Consider the following 19,383-nt stretch of genomic DNA (forward strand, 5'->3'; position numbering starts at 1 on the left):
GCGGCACGACCCCGGCATTTGATCCGGGCTATGGAGGTTTTCGGCGATGCAAAGCTGCTGCGGTTCGGTTTCTGCCAGGACGCCCGCGACTGTGCAGCGGGCGCCGTTGCCGCGCCGGGGCCGAGGCGAAACCGCGCCGGAAACCGTGGCGATCCCGGGCGGCGCCGCGCTGATCGGAACCGACACCCCGGTCTATCCCATCGATGGCGAAGGCCCTCTGACCCGGACCCGGGTCAAGCCGTTCCGCATGGATGCCTGCACCGTCAATAATGCGCGGTTTCAGAACTTCGTGGAGGACACCGGCCATATCACCGACGCCGAACGGCTTGGCACCTCTTTCGTCTTCGCGGGCCTCTTGCCGCCCGAAAACCGCGCACTCCCAAGGGTGGCCGAGGCCCCTTGGTGGTGCGAGACCCCCGGCGCCACTTGGCGCGAGCCTTTCGGGCCGAACAGCACGCACCAGTTCGATCCGGATAACCCGGTTGTCCATATCTCCTGGCATGACGCGCGCGCCTTCGCGGGCTGGGCCGGTGGCCGCCTGCCAAGTGAAGCCGAATGGGAACATGCCGCGCGCGGGGGCCTCGGCGATGCGCGGTTCCCCTGGGGCAACGCCGAGCCCGACGACATCACCCATTTCCCCTGCAATATCTGGCAAGGGACCTTCCCAGAGACCGATTTGGGGCGCGACGGATATGCCGGGCTGGCGCCTGCACGGTCCTTTGCGCCGAACGGCTATGGACTCTACAACATGGTCGGCAATGTCTGGGAATGGACGGCGGAGCCGTTCAAAGTCCGATCGCTGAAGAAATCCGTCCGCGCCGTGCATGGCGGCAAGAGGGGCTACAAGCTGGTCAAAGGCGGGTCTTTCCTTTGCCATCTCAGCTATTGCTACCGCTACAGGATTGCCGCGCGCAGCCGCACTTCGCCGGACAGTTCGACCTCTCATACGGGCCTGCGGCTTGTTTATGATAGGGAGTGATCCATGACATGTTTGCTTGCGTCGTCACGCATATATGGTAAAAGCATTTACCATCAAGGAAACCGAGACCTGATCCATGCCGACCCTCAAAGGAATGACCTGGGACCACCCACGCGGCTATGCCTGTCTTGAGGCGGCGTCGGCGCTTTATGAAACCCAGACCGGTATCTCGATTTCTTGGGATCGCCGCAGCCTTCAGGCCTTCGCCGACGCGCCGATTGAGGCGTTGGCCCGCGACTACGATCTGATCGTGTTGGATCACCCCCATGTCGGCCTGATCGCCGAAAGCGGGAGCCTGAGCCCTCTGACGATGCCAGAGGAAGCGGCAGAGAGTTCCATCGGCGGAAGCCTGGAAAGCTACCATTGGCGCGGCCAGCTCTGGGCCTATCCAATTGACGCGGCCAGCCAGGTCGCCGTCCGTCGACCCGATCTTTGCGCCGAGCCTTTGACGCATTGGGACGAACTGCTGCGGGCCGATCACCGGGAATTTCGGCTCGTCACCCCGCTTTTGCCGGTCGATGCCTTCGACATGATGATGACACTGGTCGCCAGCCGGGGGGAAGAGGATCTGCCCGTCTCAGAGACGGAGTTTGTCTCTCAGGCCAACGGCCTTCTGGCGCTCAAAGTCCTTAAGACACTCTACCGGCTTGGCCCCCCTGAGGCCGTCACCTGGAACCCAATCCGTGTGCTGGAGATGATGGCCACAACCGATGACTTCGCCCAAAGCCCCTGTCTCTTCGGCTATATCAACTATGCCAAGCTCGGGTTTCGGCCACATATGTTGGAGTATTGCCATTTGCCCATTTTCGCCGATTACGAGCGCCGGCGCGGCATTCTCGGCGGCGCCGGGATTGGTGTCTCGGCGCAGAGTGCGTCGGAGGAGGAGGCCATGGGTTTCGCCAGATGGGTCGCGTCCGAACCCGTCCAATCGGGCGTCTATCTGGAGCATGATGGCCAGCCCGCACATCGCGCAACTTGGGAGCGGATGGGGGGCGATCCACGCTACACAGGATTCCTAACAGGCGCACGGGCGACGATGGAGGCCGCTTGGACCCGCCCCCGCGCGCCTTGGTTTCTGGGCTTTGTCGATGCCGTTTGCGAGATCATGCCCTCCTTCTTCCTCAATGACCGGTCAGAGGAGGCGTTCCTGCGCGACGTCAACGCGCTCTACCGAAAATACCGAGATTGGGAGGCCGCATGAAGATCGCCGTCATCACTGGGGGTAACAAAGGGCTGGGCCTAGCCCAGACGTGCCGGTTCCTAGAGGCCGGGTTCCGCGTCTATGTCGTCGCGCGGTCCGAGGGTGAGATCGACACCTTATCGGGAGAGGTGCGCTTCACCACGACCGACCTCATGAACTGGCGCGATACCTCGTATCTCGATACCATTCATACTGCGGAGGGCCACATTGATGTCCTGGTCAACAATGCCGGGATGCATCTAAAAAAGCCGGTTTGGGAGGTGGCGACGCAGGAGTTGGACGAGCGGCTCGATATCAATGTCAAAGCCGTGTTTGCCGCCTGCGGGCGCTACGTCGCGCTTCAGAAAGACCAGGGCGGTGCGATTGTGAACATTTCGTCGATGGGTGGCCTCCTAGCCCTGCCCTTCGCAGCCGCCTACGTGACGGCGAAGACGGCGGTCATCGGCCTGACCCGCTCGGTCGCGGTGGATGGCGCCGAATTCGGCATCCGCTGCAACGCCGTGGCGCCTGGCTTCATCGACACCGACATGACCCGCGCGATCTTCGAGAAAGACCCGGAACGGCGGACCAAGATCGAAGGACGCATCCCGGGCGGCGAATTTGGCCGCCCAGAGGATGTGGCCAACGCCGTGTTCTTCCTCGCTTCCGATCAGGCGGCCCATATCAATGGCGTGGTCCTGCCGGTCGATGGCGGCTTTTCCATCGGGTTTTGAGATGTACGCGAAATCCCTGCTCACCAAGGCCCGGCAGATCGACATCGAAGAGGCCGAAATGCCCGACGAGATCGCACCGGATCAGATCCGCCTGCGCCTGGCCACGGCCAGCATTTGTGGCACCGACATGCATTATTTTCGGCATTTCGCGAATGCTGGGTTTGCGCTGGATTACCCCGTGACGCTTGGGCATGAGGCCTGCGCTTGGGTGGAGGACGCCAATGGCCACGACTTTGAGTTCGGGCAGTTGGTGGCGATCAACCCGGTCATCAACTGCGGGACCTGCGAGAACTGCCAGACGGGCGACATCAATATGTGCCCCACCAAACGCTTCCCCGGATCGGCCACCACCAAACCCCATATCGACGGGTTTTTCCGAGAGCGTTTCGACTTCCCCGCGCGCTGCTGCCATAGCGTTGCCAAGGGCGTCGCGCCCAATCATCTGACCTTCGCCGAACCGCTCGCCTGCGCGATGCATTCGGTCAACCGCGCCGGGGTGCAGATAGGTCAACGGGTGCTGGTGACGGGCTGCGGACCAATGGGGCTGTTGGCGGTGGTGAGTTCCGTGGCAAAGGGGGCGGAGGTCGAGGTCACCGATCTAAAGCCTGAAGCCATCGCGGCGGCGGAGGCTGTGAGCGCCAAGGGCGGTTATGTGATTGGCCAGACCGCCCCGCCTGACAGCGCCTATGACGTGGTGATCGAAGCCAGCGGGTCGCCTCACGCTTATAACCAGGCGCTGTTCGCTGTGCGCAAACAAGGCGTGATCGGGGTTCTTTCGCTGATCCAACCCTCCGAAGTGCCGATCAACCTCCATCTGAACGCGCTTAAAGAGGTCTCGTCGGTTGGCTCGATCCTCTTCACCCATGAATTCGCTGAGGCCGTCGATTTGATCGAGCGTGGGACCGTCGATTTCGAGGCGATCACGGCGGCGCGTTTCCCGATCTCAGAGACCCAAGCCGCCTGCGACATGATGGCCGATCGGCGGGCCGTGGGCAAAGTCCTGATAACACCGGCATGACTGAGATACTGGCGCTCGGCGAGGCCCTAATCGAATTCCTGCGCCTGCCCGACCCCGTGGACGGCCGCCCGGCTTATCGCCAAGGCTTTGGTGGCGACACCTCAAGCGCGATCATCGCGGCGGCGCGGCAGGGGGCCACCACAGGCTATATCAGCGCGGTGGGCGGCGATCCGTTTGGGAAGGAGTTGCTGGCGCTTTGGGCGCGGGAGGGTGTCGATGCCGCCACCGTTCTCACCCGCCCGCAGGACCCAACTGGGGTCTATTTTGTCCAACCCCATGCCTCTGGCCGCAGTTTCAGTTACCCCCGCCGCAGCTCGGCGGCAAGCCTTTATGGCCCCGACGATTTGCCATTAGAAGCCATCCGAAAGGCGTGCATCCTGCATGTCTCAGCGCTCAGCCAGTCGATCAGCCCGACCATGCGTGCCGCTGTCTCCCGTGCGTGCGAGGTGGCGCGCGAGGCCGGGGTGCTCGTCTCTTTCGACACCAATCTGCGCCTGAACCTCTGGACCTTGGAGGAGGCGCGGGAGGCGATCTTTGGTCTCCTGCCCTTGGCCGATATCGTGCTACCGAGCGATGACGAGGCCGAGATGCTGCTTGGGACCTCCGATGAAGCCACCATTCTCGACCGTTTCGCTGCTTTTGGCGCAGCTCATGTGATCCTGAAACGGGGGGACCGGGGGCCGGTCTTGCGCATGGGCGGCGAAGACACCAGGTTGGATGTGCCGAAGGTCACAGCGGTCGATTCCACCGGGGCGGGCGACAGTTTCGCCGGGGCCTGGCTGGCCTATTTCCTCGAAACCGGGGATGCCCGCATCGCCGCGGAACGTGCCGTGATGGTCGCCGCCGACACCGTTAGGGGCTACGGCGCAGTCGACCCGATCCCTTATCGGGCGGATATTCTCTAACCCCACAGCCTTTCTGACGCGATCCGTGCACCCTCGGCCAGGGTAGCGAGCTTCGCCCAGACCACCCGGTTCTCCACCTCGGTCTTATAGATTGCCTGGCTGGAAAATCCGCAATCAGTGGAGGCGATAACATTCTTGCGCTCGCAGCGATCGGCAAATCGAATGATCCGTTCGGCAATGTAGTCCGGATGCTCCACCACGCTTGAGGCATGGGTGATGACGCCCGGCAGGTCGTGCGGACGCGGCAGGCTGCCGACATGGGTTGTCAGGATGCGGTTCTTGCTGGTTCTCATAGCGTCCTCCCTCCGGCGCGTTGGCAGTCAGGGCATCTCTTCGAGAGGGAAATCGATGTGCAGATGGTTGCCGTCGCAGTCGTTGAGATTGATCTGCACCAGCCCGACCTCGGCCACCTCGAACGGTGTGTAGTCAATCTGTCGGCGGGCGAGATGGTTCTGAAACTCATCCAGACCGGTGGCGCGGAAGGCGATATGCTCCAGTGCCGGAACTACATCCGCGCCCGGTCGGTGCACATTCGGCGCATCAACCAGATGCAAGATCGCCTGATCACCCAGATAGAGCCAGAGGCCCTCCACCCCCAGGCCATCCGGCCGGGGGCCGATACGCAGGCCTAAGATGTCCCCATACCACTCGGCCAGGCGCGCGGTGTCTTCGCTGTGAATATTGATGTGGTCGAAGGCGTGGAGCGGCATCGGCTGTCTTTAATCTCGGTCTAATTCGCGGTTGATTTTGACCCGCCGGACGATCTCGGCATCCCGTTTCGCTTTGAAAGCGTCAGGGTCGCGGGTGGTCCAGTCATAGAACCCTTCCCCGGATTTCATACCGAGTTTGCCTTCGGCGAAAAGCGTGCCCACCGGCGTCTCACCGGGATCGGCGGCATTCGACAGATCCGCCCAAACCGCCTTGGCCGCGTCTGAATTGATCAGGTCGAGCCCGGCCAGATCGGCGTGTTCGAACGCCCCCATGGCGGGTAGACGGCTGGCATAGCCCACTTTCAGGATCGTGTCGCAGGCCTCGACGGTGACCAGCCCTTGGCCGACCAGCGCGGCGAACTCGCGCAGCACCGCGTGCTGGATGCGCGCCCAGAGAAATCCGGGAATGTCGGGGCAGAGGACCGGGGTCTTGCCGGTGTCCATCAGTATTGCGGTGGTGAACGCAGTGGTGCGGTCGGCGGTGGCTTTGCCCGGCACGACCTCGACCAGTTCCACCAAATGAGCGGGCTGAGCGTAGTGAGCGACACAGAAATTCTCAGGCTGGGCCAATGCCGATTGGATATCGCTGGCTGAAAGCGCCGAGGTGGTTGAAGACAGGACCGCTTCCGGCGCGGCTACGCCTTCGGCCCGGCTCAGCAAGTCCTGTTTGACGATCAGATCCTCCGCCGCGGCCTCGATAACAAACCCGGCCCCGGCCACGGCGGCGCCCATGCCGGTCTGCACACCGATCCGCCCCAGAACCGCTTGCCGATCGGCGGGCGCAACCAGCCCCTCACGGCTCAGAAAGTCGAACCCGTCGCCGCAGCGCTCCAAGGCCGCTTCCAGGCTCTCTGCCTGGCGCGCCCAAAGCCGCACCTCCGCCCCGCCAAGGGCGAGCGAAAGCGCAATCTGCGCGCCCATGGTGCCAGCACCGAGCACCGCACAGACCGGCCGATCACCCGACATAATGCCAGCCGTCCCTTCTCTGCTCCGCCAAGCCTTTGGCCGCGAAATCCTTCAGGCTTGCGTCAATCGACACCAGCGCCCGCCATTCCCGCACCATGTTCTGGTCGTCGCAGCATTTGTCGCGCAACTCGCCAAAACTGATCCCCGGATTGGCCGTCATATGCGTGACCATCGAGGTCTCCACCTGATCCACCCGCCGTCGGCAATCGTTCACCAATTCCACCGTCTCGGCGGCGGTTTTTACCTCGTCATGTGCAAACAACACCGCTTGGACGTCGCGCTTGCACAGGAACCGTTCGATCTTGTCGAAGGTCGCGCGCATGACATTGGGGTCTTCGTAAAGGTAGAGCACCGGGTTGAAGGGTGGCAAAAGTGGGTCGGCGATGACCAGGGTTTTTGTGGAGCGTTCAAAAAACCCGACCTCTGCCATAGAATGGCCGAACACCTCGACCACCTCCAACTCCACCCCGCCGCCCAGGTCGATCACGTCGCCATCTTTGATGAATTGCTCAATCGGCCCTTCGACCGGCCCCATCCAATCCAGATACTCCGCATTCAGATCGAAATGCTCGCCCTCAGGGAAGGCATGAACGATGGCCTTGGCGTTCAGCATATTGTCGGCCACACGGTCGGCGCGCCCCGCATGGCCCAGAATGGTGCAGCCGGTCTCGGCCTTGAGCCAGCCGTTATTGCCCACATGGTCCATATGCTCATGGGTCAGAAGCAACAGGTCAAGGTCGCTGTAAGCCAACCCCAGCTCCTCAAATGCCTGTTTCAGGTCACCCAGGCCCCCATAAAGCCCGCTGTCGATTAATGCGATTTTCTCCGCGCCGCGCACGAAGAACACCCGCGTCGCGGTCTTGCCCTCATGATCGCCGGGCAGGCCCATGGAGACGACCGCGAAAGGGCCAGATTGGTGAGAGATGACGGATTTTGCCATGTTTGTTTGCCTCATTGTCCTTTAAAGTCCGGGTCGCGTTTTTCCATGAAGGCCGCGATGCCCTCCTTGCCGTCCTCGGTGGCGAAAAGCGCCCCCAAGACGCGCTGTTCCATGGTCAGACCAGCCGAGAGCGCCGTATCGAGCCCGTCATCGACCACCCGCTTGGCCTCGGAGAGCGCCACGGGCGCCATGGTGGCCAGGCTTTCGGCGAATTCCAGAGCACGCGGCATCAGCGCCTCGGGCGCACAGGCCTCAAGCGCGGCGCCATACTCCACTGCCTCCGCCGCCGTGATCATCCGGCCCGTCATCAGTAATTCCTTGGCCCGCATCGCGCCCACTAGGCGCGGCAGCCGCTGTGTCCCCCCGCCGCCGGGCAGAAGGCCGAGCTTGATTTCCGGCAGGCCCAGCTTGGTCTTTTCGTTCACGAAGATGAAGTCGCAACACATGGCCAATTCGAACCCGCCGCCAAGCGCATAGCCATTGACCGCGCAAATCGTGGCCTGGGGCAGGCCCGCTATGGCGTCGAAGGTTTGGCGGGAGCGGCGCTGGAACCCGTCGAACACGGTCTGACCCGCCCCGTGATAGCCCGCTATATCGGCGCCTGCGACAAAGCCGCGCCCGGTGCCGGTCAGCATCAAGACCCGGACCTCATCCCGCCGCCCGTAAAGGCCCTGTACATAGGTGCCCAACGCCTCCATGGTCTCGAAATTGAGCGCGCCCAGCGCTTCCTCGCGATCCACCCGCAGAACCTCAATTGGGCCGCGGCGGTCCAGCGCCAGGTTGGGATGCAGCCGCTCCTCACTCATCCGATGGCCCCCGTTTCGCGCAGGTCCGAAACCCGCTCGACATCCAGGAATTCGCCCAGAACCTCGTCGGTATGTTCCCCCACCTGCGGCGGGACAAACCGTAGGCTGGCCGGGGTTTCGCTGAAGATCACAGGGCTGGCGATGGCACGGATGCCGCCCGCTTTAGGATGGTCCATCTCCACCAGCCGTGGAGAGTTCAGGCGCACGAGCTCCTCCATCGCCTCTGCCGAGCTGCGGATCGGGGCGGACCACACATCGGCCTCGCCGAACAGCACCATGATCTCTTCGGTGGTCATTTTGCGCGTGCTCTCATCGATCCTCAGCTTCGCTGCATCCCGCTCCGCCCAGGCATCCATCTTTGCCAGCCCTGGGTCTCCCAGAAGCGGCCCCAGCTTACCCAGAGGGCACATGGCGATCGCCACCCAGCCATCGGCGGTTGGATGCGCCCCATAAGGCGCGTCGTTCCAGCAGGATGCGACACCCGCCTCAGACCGCTCCAGCGTGATATCCTGATTCAGGACAGCGAAATTCTCCTGCCCCATCATGTTGAGCGTGGCGGAATAGAGATTGGTTTCGACCTTCTGGCCCACCGCGTGCCGGTCCCGCGCGATCAGCGCCCCGAGGATACCGATGGCCAACGCCTGGCTCGCCGCGAAATCGGCAACCGGTGTGCCGCAATTGGTGGGCGGGTCGCCCCTCCGGCCGGTATTCATCATCAGCCCCGACATCGCCTGGATCAGCAGATCCTGCCCCGGCATCCCTTGCTCAGCCATCCAACTGCCTGCGCCCCAGCCGGAGCCGCTGGCATAGATGATCTTGGGGTTCGCGGCCCGGAAATCCTCGTATCCGAGGCCGAGGCGCTCCATGACACCAGTGCGGAAGTTCTCGGCCACCACGTCGCAGCTTTTCGCCATTTCCAGAAGCAGCGCGCGCCCCTCTGGGTGTTTGAGGTCCACCGCCACCGAGCGCTTGTTGCGGTTAAAGGCATGGAACGCCGCGCTGTCGCCACCGACAAATTGCCCGATCATCGGCATCGCGCGCATCCACTCACCTTTGCCAGGGCGCTCTATCTTGACGACATCGGCCCCTATATCGGCCAGCGTCTGGGTGCAAAGGGGGCCCAGCATCATCTGGGTGAAGTCCAGAACACGAATACCATCCAGAGCTTGCGGCGTATCAGCCATCGCAGTCCTCACTTCTTGATTCCGAATCGTTTTATTATTGGTAATACGATTTACCAAATCTATGGCGCGCGCAATATCTATCTGCTAGGCTCCATCGAAACACAGCGTCGAAAGGGTCCGGTTTGGCAACTCTGGCAGAGATCGCGAAACGCGCCGGTGTCTCCCCCGCCGTCGTCTCGCGTGTCCTCAACAAGGACACGACGCTCAGGATCGCCAAGGAGACGCGAGAGCGGGTCGAGGCCGTCCTTCGCGACACGAATTATGCGCCCAATGTCGCTGCGCAATCCCTGCGCTCGGCCAAGTCAGGGACGATCGCGGTTGTGCTGCACGACATCGCCAACCCGGTTTATGGAGAGATATTGCGCGGCGCCCAGGAAGAGGCGGAGCGCGAGAACAAGGCGATCCTTTTGGGCGATGCCGCCGTTGGGGGTACCAGCGGATCGCGCTTGGCCCAGATGATCGGCGGCGGGGGTGTGGACGGGCTGATCCTGCAGGCCAGCGGCACCTGGACCGATGCGCTGATTGTCCAGGCCGCACTGCAGGAGGTGCCGGTTGTGTTGCTCCAGACCCGGCTCGATATCGAGGCTCATCTGATCCTGTTGCCCGATGCCGAAGCCGCGGCGATGGCCACGGCGCATCTCAAAGGGCTTGGCCACCGCCGGATCGGCTGTTTGGCGACCGAACCCGGGCTGACCTTTACCGAAGACCGGATGCAGGGATGGCGTCAAGAGATGGGCGGCGACGCGGACGAGGTTTGCGTCATCTACTCCGGCCCCACGGCTCCGGAAGGTGAGGTCGCGACGCACGACCTGCTGACACGCCACCCCGATCTGACCGGCTTGGTCTGCTTCAACGCAGTCGCGGCGGTGGGTGCCCTACGCGCGGCGCGCGCCATGGGGCGAAACGTGCCCGGAGACCTCTCCGTTATCGCGATCCATGACCTCAAATTCGCCGGTGATCTCCGCGTGCCACTTACTGTGGTCCGAATGCCCCTGGCCGAGATGGGGCGTGTCAGCATCGGGATGATCTGCGCCCCGAACGGTGCACGCGCCACCATCCACCGGATCACGACGCCGCCGGAGCTTGTGATCCGCGAAAGCGCTACGCCGCCGGTACGGTCTGGTTGAAAGGGAAGAAGCGGCCTAGGCGATTGTGCTTCTGGCACCTGCAGCGCGCCATTCAGGCTAAGCGCATACGATCAAGGATCATAATTGTCTAATCTATGAAACTGTCGAACCAATCGAGCACGTCGCGAGGATGGTCACCGAACCAATTGTAGCCACCGGAACGATGCGTCGGCTCTTTAAGTCAGAACATCTCCTTCTCAGCCGGGATACGGTTGAACATCATCTTGATCGTGTCGGAATTGGTGAACGGATTCTTGCGCGCCTGCACCAGACACGTTGGAATGGACACAAACCTTGTTGCTTGTTCCATGAGGTCGCCGCGCGGGCCGTATCGCCCGCCAGCCGCTTCTTTCCGGCCTCGAGGAACTACTTGGACCAGCTGTAATACAGGCTCTGCGCAATGCCTTCACGGCGGCACAGTTCCGCAATGCTGTCTTCGCCCTTCAGGCCGTCCAGCACGATCCGGATCTTCTCCTCGGCGGAATACTGTTTGCGCGGCGCACGGCGGATGTCTTTGACGACACTTTCGCCGTGGCTCTTGCGTGTTCCGGGTTTCTGTCTCATCTCCACTCCTTGGTGGTTACGATGTGCCAGAAACCCTCCCTTATCAAATCACCCTAAACTGTCCCATTGGCGCTGACGTCAGACAGACTGTGCCCCAAGTTTCTTTTTGCAGATATGTCGAGCCCTTCTCCAATTGCCGCCAGTCCGAGACTGAGCTTGAAGTCTTTCTAAACGTGCTCGTTGGCAGAGAAGCAAGCGCAATCGTCCCCGATTGATGAACAAGTGCATGCCAAGTTACATCGTGCATACTATTGGAGAAACCACCCCGCCCTCTAAAGGAAAGCTCATCCGAATGGTTACAGTCTATAGCGCCAAGAAGATCATCACCATGGACCGTAACTGCCCCATTGCCACGCATGTTGCCGTGCAGGACGGGATTATTCTTGGCGTCGGTGGGCCCGATTGCGGCGAGGGGTGGGGACGGGCCTTGCACGATGACCGTTTCGCTTCACATGTGATGATGCCCGGTTTGATCGAAGCACATGCACATGTCATGGCTGGTGGGATCTGGCGGTTCACCTATTGCGGCCATTACGCCCGTACTGATCCCGACGGGACACCCTGGCCAGGCCTTCGGGACTATCCCGCACTGATCACCAGATTGCGAAAAGTTGCCGCTCAAACGCCGCCGGGGGCTCCCGTCGTTGGGTGGGGGTTCGATCCCAATTTCCTAGAAGGTAACCGGCTTGAAAGGGACCAGCTTGATCAGGTCTCAACCAACCATCCCGTGGTTGTCATCCATTCCAATTTTCATCTCCTGACCGCCAACTCTGCGGCCCTTATGCAGGCAGGGATCAACGTGCAGACCAATCTCGAAGGCGTAATGCGCGGGGCGGATGGTACACCCAATGGCGAGTTGCAGGAATTTGCGGCGATGGGCCCGGTGATGTCGGCGGCGAAGCTGAATTTCGCAGATCTTGCCGATGCAAACGCCGTTTGTGCCTATGGTCAGGTGGCGCGCAATTGCGGCGTCACAACGGTGGCGGACCTCCTGTCTGACCTCGAAGATGCGGAAGTTGACATGTTGACGCGCGTGACAAGCGATGATGGCTTTGCCGCGCGGTACGTCCCTGTGATGAACGCCATGCGCGCAGATCCCGAAGTCGAGGCAGAGCGCGCGCTGGCGCTGCGCACGCGCTCGACCGACAAGCTGCACCTGGGGCGTGCAAAGCTTTTTACCGATGGGGCCATTCAGGGCGGCACAGCCAAGCTTAAGGCGCCCGGCTATTTCCGGATGGAAGATCATGGCATCTGGAACATGGACGTGGACCATTTTCGCGCCGCCGTCGATGCGCTGCACCGTGCAGGGGTCAAAACCCATGTGCACACCAACGGAGATGCGGCCTCTGAACTGGCGATCGAGACCTTTCGGGATGCGATGATGCGCACGCCCAATGCGGATCACCGCCACACGCTAGAGCATGTGCAGCTGGCCGGTCTGGATCAATTCAAACGGATGCGGGCGCTTGGCTTGACGGTGAACATCTTTTCAAACCACGTCCATTACTTCGGCGACCTGCATTGGACGAAGACGATTGGCCCAGACCGCGCCGCGCGGATGGATGCCGCCCGCGACGCGTGGGAGGTCTTCAACGGTGACTTTGCGATCCATTCCGACGCGCCTGTGACGCCGATGGCGCCGCTGCAGACCGCGTGGATTGCCGTGAACCGGCTGACGGAAACGGGCCGCCAACTGGGCACCAACCAGCAGATTTCCGTGGCCCAGGCCCTGCATAACATAACAATGGGGGCGGCTTATGTCCTGAAGATGGAAGATCAGGTCGGCTCGATCCAAACAGGCAAGCGCGCCGATTTCACCGTTCTGGACGGCGATCCGTTGACGACGGACCCTGCGCACCTGCGCGACATTCCCATCGTGGGCACCGTTCTGGGTGGGGTGGTCACGGCCTGATGCGTTTGAATGCGGCTTACGCCACAGGCAAGTTTTCGAGATAGTCAACAAAATGGCTGATCGGCCCGCGCGTCTGGTCTTGTCGCCAGATCGCACAGGTGATCAGCTGTTCGGACACATCCCGGATGGGCACCACCCGAAGGCCCGGACCAAGTGTCCGGACAACACTTTCGGTCAGAACGGTCACGCCCATGCCACAGGCCACGAGGCCGAGAATGCCAGCTGTGTTGAAGGCCTCCTGCGCGATGCGCGGCATAAACCCCGCGCGCCGGCACAATGGATTGAGGTAGTCATAGAAATACTGCCAGTCCGTGGCCCCACCATGCACAAAATCCTCGTCCGCCAGATCGGCCAGCCGGATGTCGTCCCGCCGGGCAAAGGCGTGGCTGTCGGGGCACACACATACCAGTCTTTCGGCATGAATTGGGCGTTGCGCATATCCCGGTGCATTGACCGGACCCGTGACAAACCCGATGTCCAGCTTACCCTCCGCCAGGCGTTTAAGCTGCGTTAGCGTGACACCATGTTGCGGGCGCAAGGTGATTTGGGGCTGCAAGATCTGGAAGTCGTTCAGCAACTCGGGCAAGGGCCCCGCAATCGCGAAATCGGTATATCCGATCCGCAACGTCCCCGCCCGGCCCTCATGGGCATTGCGCACATCGCGCCCAGCGCGTTCGGAAAGGCTGAGGATTTCATAGGCGCGTTCCAGAAAGATCTGCCCGGCAGGTGTCAGGTTCACAACACGGTTGGAGCGCGAAAAAAGCACCGCGCCCATCTCATCCTCAATGGTGCGAATGGCACGGCTTAGCGCCGGCTGGGCAATACCCAAACGCTCGGCCGCGCGGCGGAAATGCAGCTCCTCTGCAACAGCGACAAAGTAACGAAGGCGACGGAAATCAGACCGCATGATGCCTATTAGGTATCAAAAAAGTTGTAAATGATATTATCCCTGCGTTCGTTCCCGTGCAACGCTTGCTGAAAACACTGAACCGACAAGGAGACTGATCATGAGCTTCAAACGTAACACGCTGGCCGTTCTGGCCGCACTTTCCCTTTCTGCTGGCACGGTCACCGCACAAGAGATTACAATGAACGTGGGCTTTGGCGCGCCTGAAGAATCTCTTTATGGCCGCTTTGGCGCAATCTTCGAAGAATTGGTAGAAGAGTATACCGATGGCACCGTTGACGTGCGCCTGCGCTGTTGCAACCAGGTGGCCACCGAAGATGAAGGCTTCCGCGCGATGCAGTTGGGCACGGTTGATGGCTTCTTCATCACCGCCAACAATGTCTCGCCACATTGGCCACTGATGGACGTGACTGTGTTGCCCTACATTTTCCAGAACACCGATCATCTGGCCCGCGTGGTGGATGGCGAAGTGGGTGACTTCATCAAGGCTCAGCTGTTGGAAGACACCGGCGTACATCTGCTTGCCTTCGGTCCAGCACTTTACCGGGACTTCTATAATTCAGTGCGCCCCATTGAGACGATGGCCGATATGGCTGGCCTCAAGATCCGCACGCCGAACAACGCCGTGATGCTCCAGACGTTTGAGGCGTTTGGTGCCAATCCGGTGCCGCTGGCATGGTCGGAAACACCCACCGCGCTGCAAACCGGCACCGTGGATGGGGGTGACAATGGCACGTCCTTTATCCGCGACATGAGCTTTTACGAATTCATGCCGAACCTTGTCATTCTCGAACATTTCGTATCGATGGCGCCACTCTTTGCCTCGTCCAGCTTCATGGATCGCCTGAGCGACGAGCAGAAAGAACAGGTGATGCGCGCCGCCACCGATGCCAGCGCACGGTTCAGCGCTGAGGTGCGCGCCGAAACCGAAGAGATCCGTGGATGGCTAGCCAGTGAGGGCGGGATGACCCGCACAGACCCAGATCGCGCCGATTTCATCGCCGCCGCCCAGGAAGTACAGCAAGCGGTTGCCGCCGAACGTGGGCAGGAGTTCGTCGATCTTGTCAACATGATCAACGAAGCAACCGAGTAAGATGACATGCGGGGTGCTTATCGCCCCCGCACCCTAAAAAGGCGCGCGCCATGTTCATTCTCCGCTGGCTCGAAAAACACTTCGAAGAGGCTTTGTGCTGTATTGCCCTTTCGGTCATCGCCGTTGCGGTGATCAGTCAGGTCGTGGCGCGCTACGTCTTTGAAGTCGCCCTGCACTGGACCGAGGAAGCCGCAGCAATCTGCATGGTCTGGGCAGTCTATATGGGTGCCTCCCTTTGCGTACGCGAACGCTTCCACATCCGGATCCTGATTGCTGTGCAGGCTTTTCCTGTCAAGATTGGCCGATTTGCCATCTTCACCGCCGATCTGGCCTGGGCGGCATTCAGCATCCTGATGGTTCTGGTCAGCTGGCAATACCTGACCGTTCTGTGGAGATTTCCCTCGCGCAGCCCCAGCTTGGGCATCAATGAATTCTACCCTCAGACCATTCTGGTGATCGGCTATGGCCTGATGCTGATCCGCCTGATCCAGACCTATGTCCTTTGGTACCGCGATGGCGCCGAGGGCCTTCCGGGGATGCTGGTCGAAGACGGCGATGCGACCCCGGACGAGGAGCACCTGTTTTGAACGAGCTGCTCCTTCTGTCGATCTGTTTTGTCGTTCTGACACTAATTGGCGTGCCGCTTTTTGCCGCTGTTGGCCTGACCACGGCGCTGGCGCTTTTTCTCATCGATATCCCCTACACGCTGCTGGCTCAGACCGGATACAACAGCCTGACTCCCTTTCCGCTACTGACCATTCCGCTGTTTGTGCTGGCCGGGCGGCTGATGGAAACGGGCGGTATGGCGAACCGCATGATCGGTATCGCCACCAAGCTGGTGGGGGCCTATCGCGGGTCCATGGGCCTTGTGACCGTCTTCGCCTGCATGCTCTTTGGCGCGCTCTCGGGGTCGGGGCCGGCGACCACTGCGGCCATCGGATCGGCCACCGTGCCGGCCATGAAGAAAGAAGGGTATGACGTTCCCTTTGCCGCAGCCATCACCGCAAGCGCCGGTGCTTTGGGCAGCCTGATCCCGCCATCCAACCTGATGATCATCTACGGGTTGGTGTCGGAAACCTCGATCCCCCGGCTTTTCCTGGCTGGCATCGTGCCAGGTTTCATCGTGACAACGCTACTGATGATGACCACCTACATTATCGCGCGTCGGCGTGGCTATGGCGGTGTCGGTGACCGCTTCACCTGGGGCCCTTTCCTGAACGCGACCTGGGAAGGCAAATGGTCCATCGGCGCGCCCGTCTTGATCCTTGGCGGCATCTATGGCGGGGTCTTCACCCCAACCGAAGCGGCGGGCGTCGCGGTATTTTATGCCCTTTTCGTGGGTTTGTTTATATACCGCGAACTGACCGTCAAGAAGGTGCTGGAGGCGCTGCGGTTTACCGCCTTGCTAACGGGCATCCTGATCCTGCTGACACCGACCTTGGCCTTTGGTCAACTCACCGCGTTCTATGACGTGCCAGCTGCGGTTCAATCGGGCATCACGGCCATCACCACCAGCCCGTTTTTGGTCCTGCTGTTAATCGGCGTGTTCTATATTTTCATCGGCACCTTCATGGAAAGCCTCGCGCAGATCGTCCTCTTTACGGCTGTGTTCCTGCCTCTTGTCGTGTCGCTCGGCATCGACCCCGTGCTCTTTGGCATCTTCACCGTCATCACCTGTGAGATCGGCTTTTTGACACCACCCTTGGGCGCAAACCTGACCATCGCATCACGGATCTCAAAAATCTCGCTTGAACGCATATCCGTGGCCGTGCTGCCATTCATTGGCGCCTATATCATTGGCATGATCATCATCATCCTCTTCCCCGGTTTGACGCTCTTTTTACCCGACTGGGTCTATGGCCCTGCATCCGTGAGGTAAGACCATGTTTGACATCATTCTGAAAGGCGGCGAGGTCCACGATGGCACGGGCGCGCCCGTGCGCATCGCAGATGTCGGCGTGAAGGACGGCATGATTACAGAGGTTGGAGACATCACCGCCCAGGCCGAGGAGGTGATCGATGTCACGGGCCTAACCGTCTCGCCGGGCTTTATCGATATGCACACGCATTCCGATTTCACGCTCATCGCCGATGGTCGCGCCGAAAGCCAGGTGCACCAGGGCGTCACAACCGAGGTGATCGGCCAATGCGGCATCTCCTGCGCACCGGTCTGCTCCCATTCTGCGATCCGGCAAGTCTCCCCCTGGTTTACCGACAAGGCGGAGCACAAGAAATGGCTCAGTTTTGGCGACTACCTTGACGTGCTGGATGAAACGCCCCTCGGTGTGAATGTGGTGGCATTTGTCGGGCACGGCACCATCCACCGCGCAGTTCTGGGCGACGAGCTTCACGCCGGACACCCCGAGGACGTCGCTGAAATGGCCAAGCTCGTCGATCAATGCATGGAGGAAGGGGCCGGGGGCTTTTCCTCTGGGCTTGAATACTATCCCGGCAGCCTTGCCGCACCCGATCATCTGGTGCCCATGGTCGAAGTGGCTGCCAAGCACGAGCGCCTTTACGCGACGCATGTGCGCAACCGCGACACCGAATATGATATGGGATTCACCGAAGCGATCAGCACCGCGCGTCAGGCCGGTGCCAAACTTCAGATCAGCCATATTCAGCCCAAATTCGGCGCGCCCTCTCACGCGATGGCGCATACGCTGGAAATGATCGATCTCGCCCGGCGGTACGACGCAGATATCGCCTTTGACGTTATCCCGCATGACTGGAACCACACGCTGATGGCCGCGATTCTGCCGAAATGGGCGCAGGCCGGATCCATCGACGATGTGCTCAAACGTCTTGCCGACCCCGAGACCCGCGCACAAATCAAGGCAAACCCAAAGCCGATGTGGCTGATCGTAAAGGCGCAGCAGTGGCACGATATCATCCTGCTCAACGCGACAACCAACAAGGATCTGGTTGGCACCACCTTTGAAGAGATCGGGCGTATGCGCGGCGTCGATCCCTATGACGCGGCTCTCGATATCCTGCTGGAGGAAGGCGAAAACATGATGGCGGCGATGTGGTCATCCAAGAGCTTTCAGAACAAGGATATCGAGCTTTGCTTGGAACAGGGGGAATGCGCTGTAATTTCAGACACCGTCGCGATCGCCAATGACGGGGTTCTCAGCGATCATGTCGGCTCGCTCAGCGGATATGGCTGGGCCGCGCGGTTCCTGCAGTATTATGTCCGCGACAAAAGCATCCTGACCCTCGGCGAGGGGCTTGCAAAAATCACGTCCTTGCCGGCGAGGCGTATTGGCCTGAAGCAGCGCGGAAAACTGCGCAAAGGGTACCACGCCGACATTTGCGTCTTTGACCCCATGGCCATCACCAGCAATGCCACCGCCCGCCACCCGCGCCGCTATGCCAGCGGCATTGCCCATGTGCTTGTGAACGGCGCGCTCTCGATGCGGGATGGAACCCGAACATCCGTAAACAACGGCACCGTCTTACGTGACTTCGCCGCCGCCGGTCCATAACCGATTTGGTTTGTCCAATTTGCTGTTCGCTACAGCGCCGAATCCATGGGAAGTTCGGACCAACGCTTTGGCTGCGACTTGCCTCCCGCGAGAAGAGATCCCGCTGCGCCGGGAACGACTAGTAGGTTTTCTCGCTGCTTTGCGGCACTGTTGATGATGGAGACGCGGCGAAATCTGCGCTGCGAGCGCGCACAGCAAGGAGTGGCAAGGCGGGATAAGGGAGGATTTCTGGCACATCGTAACCACCAAGGAGTGGAGATGAGACAGAAACCCGGAACCAAGCAGGGCCACGGCGAGAAGGTCGTCAAAGACCTTACGCAGGATCATCGCCCAGTAGTAGGAATGCTAAAATAGATCCGGAACTTAACCCCTAGAACATCACCTTGAGGCCTGCGCTTGCGCTGAGGGCGCTGGCATCGCCAGCGTTGCCGAGCCCAGTGGCGTAGGAGGCTTCCCCAAACAGATCCACCCGGTCATTCCACGCATAGCGGCCGCCAACGCCAACCCCAAGCGCCCAGGCCTCATTCTCACTCGTCAGCGATGCGGACCCAACCCGCACCTCGCTGCCAGACCCAAAGTCATGGTACAGGTTCACGATCCCATAAACACCGCTCGCCCCCTGATCCTGCGCCGCAAACTCAAGCCCAAGCCGCAGCTGCTGGCTGGCCGCCTCGCTCAGCGACACACGCTGCTCCCCCTGCGCCTCACCCGTGAAGTCACTGAACGTGACAGAGGACAGGCTCAGCTGTGCCTGCGGGATCACCGACAGCCGGGAGCCAAGGTCAAGCTGCTGTCCGGCCTCGATCGACAGCGCATAGCCCGTCCCGCTGTTGCCTTCGATCAAGCTCCCAAGGCTGTCAGAGCTCAGAT

The 19,383-nt window shown here is 61.0% G+C and carries 19 protein-coding genes and 1 pseudogene; 11 read left to right on the top strand and 9 right to left on the bottom strand.

Annotated elements, in window-relative coordinates:
• Positions 1-91: 91 nt before the first annotated feature.
• From GTF44_RS19190 to GTF44_RS19210, 5 genes are all read left to right on the top strand, one after another.
• Positions 92-979 carry a formylglycine-generating enzyme family protein gene (locus tag GTF44_RS19190; protein ID WP_367383423.1) on the top strand — a complete coding sequence of 296 codons (888 nt, stop codon included), beginning with the start codon at positions 92-94 and terminating at the stop codon, positions 977-979.
• Positions 980-1,055: 76 nt separating this feature from the next.
• Positions 1,056-2,180 (top strand): extracellular solute-binding protein, encoded by a 1,125-nt coding sequence (locus GTF44_RS19195; RefSeq protein WP_171562566.1) that lies wholly within the window; start codon positions 1,056-1,058, stop codon positions 2,178-2,180.
• Entirely contained in the window at positions 2,177-2,893 is a 717-nt protein-coding gene (locus GTF44_RS19200; protein WP_171562567.1) for an SDR family NAD(P)-dependent oxidoreductase, read from the top strand. Before GTF44_RS19195 ends, GTF44_RS19200 begins: the two co-directional genes overlap by 4 nt.
• The gene (locus tag GTF44_RS19205; protein ID WP_216365718.1) at positions 2,847-3,911 is read left to right on the top strand and encodes a zinc-binding dehydrogenase; all 1,065 of its coding nucleotides are present in this window, start codon (positions 2,847-2,849) and stop codon (positions 3,909-3,911) included. Before GTF44_RS19200 ends, GTF44_RS19205 begins: the two co-directional genes overlap by 47 nt.
• Positions 3,908-4,816, top strand: coding sequence for a sugar kinase (locus GTF44_RS19210; RefSeq protein ID WP_171562568.1), 909 nt, complete (start codon positions 3,908-3,910; stop codon positions 4,814-4,816). The genes GTF44_RS19205 and GTF44_RS19210 overlap by 4 nt, the downstream gene beginning before the upstream one ends.
• On the opposite strand, the gene GTF44_RS19215 is transcribed toward GTF44_RS19210, so the two are convergent.
• From GTF44_RS19215 to GTF44_RS19240, 6 genes are read right to left on the bottom strand one after another with little or no spacing between them, the layout of a single operon-like run.
• Positions 4,813-5,109, bottom strand: coding sequence for a hypothetical protein (locus tag GTF44_RS19215; protein ID WP_171562570.1), 297 nt, complete (start codon positions 5,107-5,109; stop codon positions 4,813-4,815). The two genes, GTF44_RS19210 and GTF44_RS19215, sit on opposite strands and share 4 nt — an antisense overlap.
• Positions 5,110-5,136: 27 nt before the next feature.
• Positions 5,137-5,526, bottom strand: a complete 390-nt coding sequence (locus GTF44_RS19220; RefSeq protein WP_171562571.1) for a VOC family protein — start codon at positions 5,524-5,526, stop codon at positions 5,137-5,139.
• 9 nt (positions 5,527-5,535) lie between these two features.
• Positions 5,536-6,492, bottom strand: a complete 957-nt coding sequence (locus tag GTF44_RS19225) for a 3-hydroxyacyl-CoA dehydrogenase family protein (RefSeq protein WP_216365180.1) — start codon at positions 6,490-6,492, stop codon at positions 5,536-5,538.
• The gene (locus tag GTF44_RS19230; protein ID WP_216365181.1) at positions 6,482-7,432 is read right to left on the bottom strand and encodes an MBL fold metallo-hydrolase; all 951 of its coding nucleotides are present in this window, start codon (positions 7,430-7,432) and stop codon (positions 6,482-6,484) included. Before GTF44_RS19230 ends, GTF44_RS19225 begins: the two co-directional genes overlap by 11 nt.
• 11 nt (positions 7,433-7,443) lie before the next feature.
• The gene (locus GTF44_RS19235) at positions 7,444-8,238 is read right to left on the bottom strand and encodes an enoyl-CoA hydratase/isomerase family protein (protein WP_171562573.1); all 795 of its coding nucleotides are present in this window, start codon (positions 8,236-8,238) and stop codon (positions 7,444-7,446) included.
• Positions 8,235-9,422 (bottom strand): CaiB/BaiF CoA-transferase family protein, encoded by a 1,188-nt coding sequence (locus GTF44_RS19240; protein WP_171562575.1) that lies wholly within the window; start codon positions 9,420-9,422, stop codon positions 8,235-8,237. Before GTF44_RS19240 ends, GTF44_RS19235 begins: the two co-directional genes overlap by 4 nt.
• Positions 9,423-9,544: 122 nt before the next feature.
• Here GTF44_RS19240 and GTF44_RS19245 point away from each other — a divergent pair, with 122 nt between their 5' ends.
• Complete coding sequence (locus tag GTF44_RS19245) at positions 9,545-10,549, top strand: LacI family DNA-binding transcriptional regulator (RefSeq protein WP_171562577.1); 1,005 nt, start codon at positions 9,545-9,547, stop codon at positions 10,547-10,549.
• A 369-nt stretch (positions 10,550-10,918) separates the two neighbouring features.
• On the opposite strand, the pseudogene GTF44_RS19250 reads toward GTF44_RS19245, so the two are convergent.
• A pseudogene (locus tag GTF44_RS19250) lies at positions 10,919-11,113 on the bottom strand (transposase); the annotation flags it as partial.
• 292 nt (positions 11,114-11,405) lie between these two features.
• Between GTF44_RS19250 and GTF44_RS19255 the strand changes: the two are divergent.
• Positions 11,406-13,025 carry an amidohydrolase gene (locus tag GTF44_RS19255; RefSeq protein WP_171562861.1) on the top strand — a complete coding sequence of 540 codons (1,620 nt, stop codon included), beginning with the start codon at positions 11,406-11,408 and terminating at the stop codon, positions 13,023-13,025.
• Between the two features lie 16 nt (positions 13,026-13,041).
• On the opposite strand, the gene GTF44_RS19260 is transcribed toward GTF44_RS19255, so the two are convergent.
• Positions 13,042-13,932 (bottom strand): LysR family transcriptional regulator, encoded by an 891-nt coding sequence (locus tag GTF44_RS19260; RefSeq protein ID WP_171562858.1) that lies wholly within the window; start codon positions 13,930-13,932, stop codon positions 13,042-13,044.
• A gap of 100 nt (positions 13,933-14,032) precedes the next feature.
• Between GTF44_RS19260 and GTF44_RS19265 the strand changes: the two genes are divergently transcribed.
• From GTF44_RS19265 to GTF44_RS19280, 4 genes are read left to right on the top strand one after another with little or no spacing between them, the layout of a single operon-like run.
• The gene (locus tag GTF44_RS19265; RefSeq protein ID WP_171562855.1) at positions 14,033-15,025 is read left to right on the top strand and encodes a TRAP transporter substrate-binding protein; all 993 of its coding nucleotides are present in this window, start codon (positions 14,033-14,035) and stop codon (positions 15,023-15,025) included.
• 50 nt (positions 15,026-15,075) lie between these two features.
• On the top strand, positions 15,076-15,612 hold the full coding sequence (locus tag GTF44_RS19270) for a TRAP transporter small permease (protein WP_171562852.1): 537 nt from the start codon (positions 15,076-15,078) through the stop codon (positions 15,610-15,612).
• Positions 15,609-16,904, top strand: coding sequence for a TRAP transporter large permease (locus tag GTF44_RS19275; protein ID WP_171562849.1), 1,296 nt, complete (start codon positions 15,609-15,611; stop codon positions 16,902-16,904). Before GTF44_RS19270 ends, GTF44_RS19275 begins: the two co-directional genes overlap by 4 nt.
• A 4-nt stretch (positions 16,905-16,908) precedes the next feature.
• On the top strand, positions 16,909-18,513 hold the full coding sequence (locus tag GTF44_RS19280; RefSeq protein WP_171562845.1) for an amidohydrolase family protein: 1,605 nt from the start codon (positions 16,909-16,911) through the stop codon (positions 18,511-18,513).
• 370 nt (positions 18,514-18,883) lie between these two features.
• On the opposite strand, the gene GTF44_RS19285 is transcribed toward GTF44_RS19280, so the two are convergent.
• On the bottom strand, positions 18,884-19,383 hold a 500-nt coding region (locus GTF44_RS19285; protein WP_171586963.1), incomplete at its 5' end, for an autotransporter outer membrane beta-barrel domain-containing protein.

This window comes from Roseobacter sp. HKCCD6576-2 (genome assembly GCF_013179285.1).
In the GTDB taxonomy this organism is placed as follows: domain Bacteria; phylum Pseudomonadota; class Alphaproteobacteria; order Rhodobacterales; family Rhodobacteraceae; genus Rhodophyticola; species Rhodophyticola oceani.